6 protein-coding genes are annotated in these 10,724 nt (G+C 54.5%); all 6 read left to right on the top strand.

Translation table 11 applies throughout. The annotated features are described in order from the left end of the window. Positions 1–287 precede the first annotated feature (287 nt). Complete coding sequence (ovoA, locus tag EBAPG3_RS14405; RefSeq protein ID WP_004174393.1) at positions 288–2,369, top strand: 5-histidylcysteine sulfoxide synthase; 2,082 nt, start codon at positions 288–290, stop codon at positions 2,367–2,369. Continuing rightward, entirely contained in the window at positions 2,366–3,595 is a 1,230-nt protein-coding gene (locus tag EBAPG3_RS14400) for a MalY/PatB family protein (protein ID WP_040851105.1), read from the top strand. The genes ovoA and EBAPG3_RS14400 overlap by 4 nt, the downstream gene beginning before the upstream one ends. Positions 3,596–3,892: 297 nt before the next feature. Further along, positions 3,893–4,783: a DMT family transporter gene (locus EBAPG3_RS14395; RefSeq protein WP_004174390.1), complete on the top strand. Its 891-nt coding sequence runs from the start codon at positions 3,893–3,895 to the stop codon at positions 4,781–4,783. A gap of 166 nt (positions 4,784–4,949) precedes the next feature. Beyond that, positions 4,950–7,295, top strand: coding sequence for a cyanophycin metabolism-associated ABC transporter (locus EBAPG3_RS14390; protein WP_081607215.1), 2,346 nt, complete (start codon positions 4,950–4,952; stop codon positions 7,293–7,295). Next, positions 7,292–7,765, top strand: a complete 474-nt coding sequence (locus tag EBAPG3_RS14385; protein ID WP_004174388.1) for a cyanophycin metabolism-associated DUF1854 family protein — start codon at positions 7,292–7,294, stop codon at positions 7,763–7,765. Before EBAPG3_RS14390 ends, EBAPG3_RS14385 begins: the two co-directional genes overlap by 4 nt. A gap of 653 nt (positions 7,766–8,418) precedes the next feature. Continuing rightward, positions 8,419–10,710, top strand: a complete 2,292-nt coding sequence (locus EBAPG3_RS14380; protein ID WP_004174384.1) for a cyanophycin synthetase — start codon at positions 8,419–8,421, stop codon at positions 10,708–10,710. Positions 10,711–10,724 lie beyond the last annotated feature (14 nt).

Here is a 10,724-nt window from a genome sequence, read left to right as displayed (position 1 = left end):
GAATCTGACAGACAATGCCTGCTTAGTCGCTTCGGGCTGGTCTAATACACCGCATAAGTCCATGATTCCGGTAGCTATGGCCTCCAAATCTAGTTACCCATAATTTGAGGCAATATGTTCTCCGGTCAGACTCCGCCGGTTACTTTTTTTATTGAGACAGCTTGTACTTGGATTGAATGTGAATTTGAACGCACGAAAAGTTATAATGCCTGTCCAACCTGCTTTCAAAAAGTCTGAAAATTAGTCCTATGCGCTCTATGCCAAAATTGCTTTTCCAACGAAGTCCCATGCTATCCGGTGGGGATGTCGCCGCAAAGCGTGAGGAGATACGTGCCTATTTTCATGCCACACTGGATCGTTACGAGCAGCTTTTCGAAATGCTGCATGGCGATGAAGCCTATTTCAGGAAACCGATATCGTTGCGGCATCCGCTGATTTTCTACCTCGGTCACACGGCAACCTTCTTTGCCAATAAATTGCTGCTCGCGGGCCTGATTACGGAGAGAATCAACCCCAGACTGGAATCGATGTTCGCGGTCGGGGTCGATGAGATGAGCTGGGATGATCTGAACACTGCTCATTACGACTGGCCGTCTGTTGATGAAGTGCGTATCTATCGCAACACCATTCGCAGCACCGTCGACCGGCTCATCAGCGAAGTGCCGCTGACTTTGCCGATTGGCTGGGATAATCCCTGGTGGACCATTCTGATGGGGATCGAGCACGAGCGTATTCATCTGGAAACTTCTTCGGTCCTCATCCGGCAGCACGCACTTGAATACGTCAAGCCACATCCCGCATGGGAACCTTGCCGCAAATCCGGCCCAGCACCACAAAATCAGTTGATCCATGTGCCGGCGGGTGTGGTTTCGCTGGGCAAAAGCAAGGCCGATCCTGTCTACGGATGGGACAATGAATATGGCCGTCATATAGCGGAAGTTGCGGCATTCCAGGCTGGAAAATACCTGGTGAGCAATCAGGAGTTTCTGGCTTTCGTCGAGGCCAATGGCTATGGCATGGAAAGTTGCTGGGAAGAAGAAGGCCGTGCGTGGCAACGGCATACTTGCGCGGGCTACCCTACTTTCTGGATCAGACATGGCAGCGAGTGGCGGCTGCGCTTGATGACCGAAGAAATACCCATGCCCTGGGACTGGCCGGTGGAGGTGAACTATCATGAGGCCAAGGCCTTTTGCAACTGGAAAGCCGCCGCAACCGGTCAGCCGTTCAGATTGCCGACAGAAGATGAATGGTATCGGCTTTATGACGTAGCCGGGTTGTCGGAGATCCCGCACACGGAGCCGGCAGCCGCCAATATTCATCTCGACTACTCTGCCTCCAGCCATCCCGTCAATGAATTTCCGCAAGGAGAATTCTATGATGTGGCCGGCAACGTCTGGCAATGGACCGAAACGCCGATTTATCCCTTCGAGGGCTTTGACATTCATCCGCATTACGACGATTTCACCACACCCACATTCGATGGGCGGCATAACCTCATGAAGGGAGGCTCATGGATCTCATGTGGCAACGAGTCGCTCAAGAGTGCGCGTTATGCCTTTCGCCGTCATTTCTTTCAGCATACCGGGTTTCGCTACGTGGTGGCCGACGCGCCCGCCGTTCAGCAGGACTCTCACTACGAAACCGATAAACTGCTTTCGGAGTATGCCGAGTTTCATTATGGGGATGAATATTTTGGGGTTCCCAACTTTCCGAAGGCGTTGGCTGAACTGGCGATCGCCGCCATGGGGGACAAGCCGGCTCATAAGGCGCTCGATCTTGGGTGTGCTTCCGGACGGGCCACTTTCGAACTGGCGCGGCATTTCGACGATGTGACCGGCATCGACTTCTCTGCCCGTTTCATCGGCCAGGGCGTCCAGCTTGCGGGGCAGGGCGTGCTGCGCTATACGCTGACGGATGAGGGTGATCTCGTTTTTTATAAGGAGCGTACCCTGACGGGTCTTGGCCTGGATGCTGTCAAGCATAAAGTAAGGTTTTACCAGGGCGATGCCTGTAATCTCAAAACCCTTTTCAGCGGCTTTGACTTGATCCTCGCGGCCAATCTGATCGATCGTCTTTATGATCCGGCCAAACTCCTCTCGACTATTCATACAAGGCTTAACCTGGGGGGATTGCTGATGATTGCCTCGCCTTATACGTGGCTGGAGGAGCATACAAAAAAGGAAGCATGGATTGGCGGATTCAAGCGGGACGGCGAAAGCTTCAGTACTCTGGATGGCCTGAAAGAAATTCTCGGCAATCATTTCAAGCTGATTCAAGGCCCGCAGGAAGTGCCATTTGTTATCCGTGAAACCCGGCGGAAATTCCAGCACACGCTCTCGGAAATGACGATGTGGGAGAGAATTGCTTGAGTGGCAATGATGTTTCCCGCCATGATTTCAACCGCGACATTGATCGCACCGGTACCGCCAGTCTCAAATATGACGGTCGGCAAAGCATGTTTGGCGCAGCGGAGGTCATTCCGCTATGGGTAGCGGATATGGACTTTGCCGCGCCGCCGGCTGTGACCCAGGCGCTTGCGAAACGCGCTGCGCATCCGGTGTATGGCTATACCGTTTATCCGGAGAGTCTGTACGAATCGTTGATGGACTGGTTGAGGCGCCGCCATGGCTGGGACGTGCGGCGCGAGTGGATCGTGATGTGTCCAGGTGTGGTCCCATCGCTGTATGCCGCTGTTATGGCTTTTGCCGAGGCGGGCGAGCCGGTCATCGTGCAACCACCCGTGTATTTTCCCTTTTTCTGGGCCGTCACCGGTACCGGCAGACGACTGGTACATAATCCATTGCGCCTGGGGAACAACCGTTACACCATGGATTTTGACCATCTGGAGCAATGTGCGGCGGAAGCAAGCCTGCTATTGCTATGTTCGCCGCATAATCCGGTCGGCAGGGTGTGGAATAAGCGGGAGCTGGAACACATTCTGCGGATAGCGAAGAAGCACGATCTGGTGATATTCTCGGATGAGATCCATGCTGATCTGATCTATTCGGGAAATAAACACCATGTACTTTCCGTGCTGGCAGAGGCATCGGCCGAAAACAGCGTGAATATTGTAACCGCCGTCGCACCCAGCAAGACGTTCAATATCCCCGGCTTGAATCTTTCCGCTCTGATCGTGCCTGATGCAGAGAATCGCAATGCACTTGCCCAAGTGTTCGATACCATGCACGTCAGCGCATCCAATCCATTCAGTATTGTCGCGTTCGAGGCCGCCTACCGGGACGGCGAGGCATGGCTGGATGAGTTGCTGATCTATATCCGGCAAACGCGGGATTTCGTAGCGGAGTATCTGGCCATCCATCTCCCGGACATCCGGCTTATCGAATCGGAGGGCACCTACCTGCTATGGCTTGATTGCCGTGCGCTGACTGCCCGATTGGGAATAAATGATGCGCAATTGAGGCATTTCTTCGTGCATGAAGCCGGCGTGGGCATGAGTCCCGGAACACTGTTCGGCGAAACAGGCAGTGGCTTCATGCGCATGAATATTGGCGTACCGCGCCATATCATCGAGGCAGCCCTCGAAAATATCAGGCAAGCGGAGCGGGGAGCCGGACAAGGGATGATACCGGCTTAAGGGGATATTCCTGCAAGTCTATATTTATTGCCAAGCCGCCACGTCCCCTTTATCCCATTTTCAGCAAATATTCCTTACCTGTCATCCTAAGTCCGGCAGTTGAGTGGAGCGGAGTGTGCAATACATGTCGTGATGACTTTTTTTTGCTTGCGCTTCGTCTTGCGGACTTATCCGGATTTGGGTTTGCCCCAGCGGCATAGATTGTTATTCTCGATAAAGTCCTGCAAAAGCACCGTGATCCCGGAACCTCATCCCCGTCATGGTTTTTAAATTTCAGGTCCTTGCGTGCCGGCATACATGAATACGGCGTTACATTCCCAAAGCGGCTGGATGGCGGTTTTCGTCACTATATGCATCTGGACTGGCTTCATTCTTGTCACGCGTCATGGCGGTATCGGCACCCTTACCAGCTGGGATATCACGTCGCTGCGTTTTGGGGTTGGCGCGCTGATCGCGGTCTTCTTTCTACCACGAATAATACTGCCGCCACTCAAGGTGATCATGCTGTTTACGTTGTTTGGCGGCATTGGATATGCGATTGTCGTTTACGCGGCCTTTCGCATGACGCCCGCTGCACATGCTTCGGTGCTGTTGCCCGGCGCATTGCCTTTCGAGACAGCCATCATTGCATGGCTATGGCTTGGGCAAAAACCATTAGGGCGGCAACGCATTGCGCTTGCCATTGTTTTTGCCGGTATCGTATTGACAGCAGCCGATTCATTCACGCGCGGTCCGCAACTCACTCGTCCGCAGATTCTTGGTGATCTCCTTTTTCTCTGTGGCTCATCCTCGTGGGCGATATTTACCCTGCTGCTGGGTCGCTATCCGATACAGCCGCTTGCCGCGACGGTAGCCACCACATTGGGTAGCGCCGTCGTTTACCTGCCAGTCTGGTGGTTGTTTCTTCCCAGTACACTTGGGCAGGCGCCCGCTGGTGAAATCGCCCTTCAGGCAATATATCAGGGCGTGCTGGTGGTCTTCATCGCGATGCTGTTCTACACTTTTGCGGTGCATCGCCTTGGCTCCCAAACGGTCGCGTTGCTGATGGCCTTTGTACCTGTCATATCGGCGCTCGCCGCCGTACCTCTTCTCGGCGAACCGCTCTCCTTACTCGCGTTGGCAGGGTTGGGGGCCGTGACGGCTGGCGCTATCCTGGGAACAAGAACGCCACCGTCAAGTAAAGCTTGAGGATGTGAATGCAAATACACTCACATGCTCCGACAAAGGTATACCATGCCCGGTATTTAGTTGCATGAAGATCACTCTTAACGGCTTGAGCGTGCGATGAATGCATGCAGCGCAATTGTTTACCGGTTCGCAAGCGTGATTTTGAAATGAGCAGTCAATTTCAACGATGACAGACCTTGAGTCTCCTTCTATTTCCTCCGTCAGCGCCTTGTCCCGCGTTGTGTCGCCAACGCTGCCTTCCGCCTGGGCTGCGCAGGTTGAGTCGCAGCTTTTCGCTGAAGAAAAGGTGCTTGCCTGGCTGGAAACCGATCTTGATGCGCAACTTCATTTTGCTTCCGGGTTGGTGGTTGTGACCAATCGGCGCCTATTGGCGAGTCCAGGCACGAATCAGGAAGGTGCGGCTTGGCAGAAGTGGGTTTACCAGCCTGGGCTGAAGCTGATTCATCATGATTATTCCGGCGTTGGTAGCCTCGAACTTGTCGACGCGGATTCACGATTTGCCTGCTGGCGCTACACCCTCGGTGGCGACACTCTGGCCGGGCGCCTGATCGAACACTTTACGGAGCAACTGGATTACCAGCTTACCGGGGAGCCGCCGCAGCCATCCGTGGATAGTGTATGCCCCAAATGCCAGCGGATACTCGATGCTCCGCTCTTGCCAGGGGACGAAGCGTGCATGGCGTGCAGAACGGAAATACATAGGCCGCCCTCGACCTGGACCCTGTTTCGTTTGTGGCGTTTTGCCAAACCCTATAAATGGCAGTTGCTTACGGGTTTTTTGCTGACACTGGGCAGTACGGCGGCGACGCTGGTACCTCCCTACATGACCATGCCGCTGATGGATAACGTGCTGATTCCCTATCAGAACGGCAAGCCGATCGATACCGGTCTTGTCGTGTTTTATCTCACCGGTCTTCTCGGCGCCGCAATTATGGCGTGGGGGCTGGGCTGGGCGCGAACCTACATGCTGGCGCGGGTTTCCGAACGCATCGGCGCCGATCTGCGCACGGCCACCTACGAACACCTCCTCAAACTCTCGCACGCCTATTTCGGCGGAAAGCGCACTGGCGATCTGATGGCGCGCATTGGCTCGGAGACCGATCGCCTCAACATCTTTCTGTCGCTGCATTTGCTGGATTTTGCTACCGACGTGCTGATGATCGGAATGACGATTATCATCCTGGTTTCGATCGACCCCTGGCTCGCACTGGTAACCCTGATGCCGCTGCCAATCATCGCCTGGCTGATCCATCTGGTACGCGATAGATTACGCAACGGATTTGAAAAGGTTGACCGTGTCTGGGCCGAAGTCACCAGCGTGCTTGCCGACACCATCCCCGGCATACGCGTAGTCAAGGCATTTGCGCAGGAGAAGCGCGAGGCGGCGCGTTTTCGCGCAGCGAACGACCGTAATCGGGAGATCAATGATCGGGTGAACAAAGTGTGGTCGTTGTTCACGCCCACCGTGACCCTGCTGACCGAAGTCGGGTTGCTCGTGGTGTGGGTATTTGGTATCTGGCAGGTATCGAAAGACGAGATTACGGTTGGCGTGCTGACGGCCTTTCTTGCTTATATCAGCCGTTTCTATCTGCGCCTCGATTCGATGAGCCGCATTGTCTCATTCACGCAGAAAGCGGCGGCCGGCACCAAACGCATCTTCGAAATCCTCGATCACGTTTCCAGTGTTCCTGAGCCTGCACACCCCCTGCATCTGCCTGTCGTCAACGGACGTATCGAGCTATGTGGCGTCGGATTCCGTTATGGTACCCGTAGCGTGACGCAAGACATCAGCATCACCATCGAGCCAGGCGAAATGATCGGCCTTGTGGGGCACAGCGGCTCGGGCAAGAGCACACTTGTCAACCTGATCTGCCGTTTCTATGATGTCACCGAAGGCGCAATTTTGCTGGATGGAGTGGACATCCGTTCGCTGCCGGTCGCCGAATACCGAAAGCACATCGGCCTGGTGCTTCAGGAACCTTTCCTGTTTTTTGGAACGATCGCCGAGAACATTGCTTACGGTAAACCGGATGCGAAGCGGGAGGAAGTTGTTGCCGCGGCTCGTGCCGCCCATGCCCATGAGTTCATCCTGCGTCTGCCACATGGCTACGACTCTCTGGTCGGTGAGCGCGGACAGGCTCTTTCCGGAGGTGAACGGCAGCGCATATCCATCGCCCGTGCGCTACTTATTGATCCCCGTATTCTGATTCTTGATGAGGCCACTTCCTCAGTCGATACCACCACCGAAAAAGAAATCCAGAGAGCACTCGAAAATCTCGTGCGTGGACGTACAACTATCGCCATCGCTCATCGTCTTTCCACCTTGCGCGATGCCAACCGGCTGATCGTGCTGGACCGTGGCAGCGTCATCGAGACTGGCAATCATGCCCAGCTGATGGCGCAGGAAGGTCATTATTACAGCCTTTACCAGGCGCAGGCACGCAACGTCGATACCGAGGACGACCTGCGCAGACCGGATGTTGATCGCAAAACCGAGGATGGACGCGAATGATCGATAAGCCTGACTACCAGCTAAGCCGGAATGCCTTCGGGCGGCTGGTGCTTACCGAAATGGATGGCGAGACGCACGAGGGGATCATTCCCGTGCGCGCATTCCCGATCACTGCCCCGGATTATGGCATTGCACTGATCGGTCAGCATGGTCATGAGGTGGCGTGGATCGACCGGTTGAGCGATTTGCCGGATGGACTGCGTATGCTGGTCGAGGCCGACCTGGCCAGCCGCGAGTTCATTCCCGAAATCAAGTGTATTAATGACGTATCGAGTTTCGTCACGCCGAGTACCTGGCGGGTGGAAACGGATCGGGGCAGCACATCCTTTGTTCTCAAAGGCGAGGAAGATATTCGCCGCCTCACCCCACCGGCATTGTTGATTGCGGACAGTCACGGCATTCAGTTCCTCATACGAGATCGTTTTGCACTCGATTCTCACAGCCGCAAGCTTCTGGATCGGTTCCTCTAGCAGCCCGTCGCATTCCAATCTCATAACTGGCGATAATTGATGGTGGCCGGATTGCTTGAAAGAACCACGATCTGGTCCTTTTGCTAACGCCTGTTTGATCGATTATCGCTCTGTCTCCATCCGGAGACAAAAAATATTCTTTAAAATTCAATTAGTTGATATTGGCTTGATAATTCCGTGTCAATAAATGACGACACTCTTACCCTGATCTCATAAAGCCATTTTAGTCAGTCGATTGTTTTATAAGAGTAAAGTGAGCTGGCATGACGCATGCTTAGATCGTTGTTTACCTGCTGGCTTGCGTACTGCATCCAAGTCATCCCTGAGTCTTTATAAACTGCAAGCAACCATATCACCAGGGAATATTCAAATTTTCTCGACAGCATTTGGGCCAGCAAGATGGTGAAGTTGAGCTTGTCAAAACGATATGCGGCACGAGGGTCGCATTAGCCAACAATAAATCAATTCTGCAAACCGGACAGGCTGTCGAATGACAGCCTGTCCCAAGCACGGCTGGAAGAATTCAATATGAATGATCATCCGGAATTTTTTCAGGACCCATCGATGTATCGCAGGATTAATTTACTGAAGCTGTAAACCATTTCATGCGAACCGCGTTTAATCCAGTTTCCATCCACGTCTTGCGCAATTCTATGCTGGTCCAACCGAATAAGAAGCGTACGCATACTGACCATGTTGATAAATGGGATATTAAATTTCTCGAGATACGGCATTTGAATGGGCCCAATATCTGGACCTGCCGTCCGGCCCTTGAGGCAATCGTCGATATCGGTAAGCTCGAAGATTTTCCATCCGATACCATTCCAGGGTTTTATGAACGTTTGTCTTCCTGGCTTCCCTCGCTGATCGAACACCGCTGCAGCTATGGAGAACGAGGTGGCTTCCTCCGCCGGCTCAAGGAAGGTACTTGGCCAGGCCACATTCTCGAACACGTGACGCTCGAATTGCAAAACTTGGCGGGTATGTCCGGCGGTTTCGGCAGGGCTCGTGAAACTTCGCGGCGCGGTGTTTACAAGGTTACCGTAAGCGCCTGGCATGAGGGTATTGCGCGCAATGCCTTATTCGCGGCTCGTGAGCTGGTGCTGGCTGCCATGGAGCACCAGCCGGCCGGCAACGAGCCTACCTATGATGTCAAGGAGACCATCGAGCGCTTGCGCGATATGGTCGATTCGCTCTGGCTTGGGCCATCAACCGCATGTATCGTGGAGGCCGCCACCAACCGCAACATTCCTTTCATCCGCCTCCTCGCCAAGGGCAATCTGGTGCAGCTCGGCTATGGTGCGCGCAGCCAGCGCATCTGGACAGCCGAAACCGACCGTACCCCGGCGATTGCGGAAAGCATCTCGCGCGATAAGGATCTGACCAAGTCGTTGCTCCGCTCCTGCGGGGTTCCCGTTCCTGAAGGCCGCCTCGTCAATGGCGCCGAAGATGCCTGGGAGGCGGCGCAGGACATCGGTTTGCCGGTCGTCATCAAACCCTGTGACGGAAACCACGGGCGCGGAGTCTTTATTGAACTGACTACGCGCGAAGAGATCGAGCCGGCCTATCATGCAGCCTTGGCGCAAGGTAGCGGTGTTCTGGTTGAACGCTTTGTTCCGGGCACCGAACATCGCTTGCTGGTCGTTGGTGGCCGGCTTGTCGCCGCGAACCGGGGCGACTCGGTGTCGGTTACCGGCGATGGCAAGTCAACCATCCGCGAGTTGATCGCTCACCAGATCAATTCCGATCCGCGCCGTGGAGCAACCGAGGATCATCCGCTCAACCTGATCAGCATAGATGGCGTAACCATAATGGAGATCGCCCGTCAAGGCTTTACCATTGACTCGATACCGCCCGCCGGACTCGAAATCCTGATTCAGCGTAACGGCAATCATGCTTTCGACGTCACTGACGAGGTGCATTCGAGTATTGCCGCCGCCGCCTCACTCGCAGCCCGTATTGTTGGACTGGATATTGCCGGCATTGATCTTGTTGCCAGGGATATCTCGCAGCCACTCGCCGGCCAAGGTGGGGCCATTGTCGAAGTCAACGCCGGCCCCGGCCTGCTGATGCACATTAAACCCGCCGTGGGTACCCCTCGCCCGGTGGGCAAAGCCATCGTCAATCATCTCTTTCCAGATGATAACGATGGCCGTATTCCGGTTGTAGGAATCACCGGCAGTTACGGTAAAACTACCGTAGCGCATCTTGTCGCACAGTTGCTTGCGCTTACAGGGCAGCATACGGGGCTTGCTTGCGGCGACGGATTTTATTTCGGCTCGAGGCAGGTTCATAAGGGCGATCACGCCAATTGGAAGTCGGTCAACAATATTCTGATGAATCGTTCAATCGAAGCGGCGGTTTTTGAGAACGGCGGCGACAGTATTCTGGGTGAGGGTCTGGCTTATGATTGGTGTCGAGTCGGCATCATTACCAATGTTGATGTAAGCCGCCATTATGGCCGCCACGATATCGCGACACCCAAACAAGTTTTCGATGTGCTGCGCACTCAGGTGGACGTAGTGCTGCCGTCCGGTGCGGCGATACTGAATGCCAGGGAGCCGATGCTTGTCGAGATGGCTGCGCTGTGTAACGGTGAGGTGATTTACTTCAGCCTTGACGCTGAGCTGCCAGTCATCGCCACGCATCGCACAAGTGGCACGGAAAGTGTGGGGCATGTACAGAGCAACCGGGCTGTGATCACTCGTGACGGCAACATTCTGCTCGTTACCGGGTCCAGTGAAATAACGCTGGCCAAGCTGGCTGACATACCCGTTACGCAAGGGGGACAGGCAACGCCCGAGATCGAGAATGTACTGGCTGCAGTAGGCGCCGCCTGGGCGCTGGGAATCCCGCCTGCTCTCATACGTAGCGGAATTGAAAATTTTTCTGGCATTCAAGACAGAAAAATACTTGCTGCAGAATCAATACTTCCGAATGAATAAAACAGGAGAGCTGT

It is taken from the genome of Nitrosospira lacus, from assembly GCF_000355765.4.
GTDB classification, from domain to species: Bacteria; Pseudomonadota; Gammaproteobacteria; order Burkholderiales; family Nitrosomonadaceae; genus Nitrosospira; species Nitrosospira lacus.
The sequence above is the reverse complement of the archived record's forward strand: the minus strand, read 5'-3'. Positions and strand labels throughout refer to the sequence as shown.